Source organism: Facklamia sp. P12955 (assembly GCF_050409565.1).
Lineage (GTDB): Bacteria > Bacillota > Bacilli > Lactobacillales > Aerococcaceae > Facklamia.
Map to the genome: position 1 here is coordinate 1 of NZ_JBNUPF010000057.1, position 956 is coordinate 956.

A 956-nucleotide genomic window follows, 5' to 3' on the forward strand; every position below is an offset into this window, starting at 1 on the left:
TGATGTGAACCTCAAAAGTTGGAGTTTGTATTTAAACGGTTAATTGAATGGTATAGATTCGGTATTCAAACAAAGACATACCGCTCAATTTTTGTTTTATTCTTCTATGATTATAGTGGTGAATATATTGATTAATCTTATTCATCAGTTTCTTATAACTTGTCAGTGGTTCTCCATAATAGGCCTTAAATACAGTTTCTGCTCATCGGCTGTCTTGAACGCTGTCACATCAGCGATTAATTTTTGAAGAGGATATTTTGCACTAAAGCGACGATTGAGGGGGTTGGGAGCAATTGTTCCTTTGTAAGAGCTATAGCGACGTGACTTTCGCCAGAATTTTGTACATTTTAAGCCGAGCTTATTCATGATTCGTAAAGCTTTTTAGGGTTAATTTTTTGATGGTGTGTTTTGTATAATTCAGCCGTAATTCATCGATAACCATAGGTTTCATAGAGTTCGTGAAATATTTGTTGAGTCTTTTCTTCTAATTCTGAATCATCAGTAACTTTATTCTTTTGACGAAGTCCGTTTTTATTAAGTTTCTTTACCACTTTGGGCGGCCTTTCTATCGGTCTATTCAGAGCTTTAGAACCCCCTTCAAGATAAACGCCTTTGCAATTAGCTAGCATTGATGGATTCGTAAGGTTAAAGGCGATTGCCGTTTCTTTATAGGAAGCAGCTATTCTTTGCTTAAAGTGTAAAACATTCAGCTTAAAAATCTAAAGAATAATCTGCTTTTCCTTGAATTGCTTTTAACCCACTTGCCCCCTATCTTTTATAATTGTTGACCCAATTCTTGACTAAAGAAGGTGAAGGAATCCCCTATTTTTTGTTAAAGCCTTGTAACCTAATTATCCTTCAAAATACCCTTCAATCACTTTCATTTTCAATTCAGAAGCCTATTTTTAGACATAAAAGGACCCCCAAAAGTTAGTTTTTAACTCGAACTTTTGGGG

At 35.0% G+C, this 956-nt stretch carries 1 protein-coding gene and 1 pseudogene; both read right to left on the minus strand.

The window, feature by feature from the left end:
- Positions 1–31: 31 nt before the first annotated feature.
- Positions 32–169, minus strand: a pseudogene (locus tag ACQV2G_RS09095) (IS3 family transposase); the annotation flags it as partial.
- Between the two features lie 259 nt (positions 170–428).
- Complete coding sequence (locus ACQV2G_RS09100) at positions 429–551, minus strand: hypothetical protein (RefSeq protein WP_428876645.1); 123 nt, start codon at positions 549–551, stop codon at positions 429–431.
- Positions 552–956: the final 405 nt, after the last annotated feature.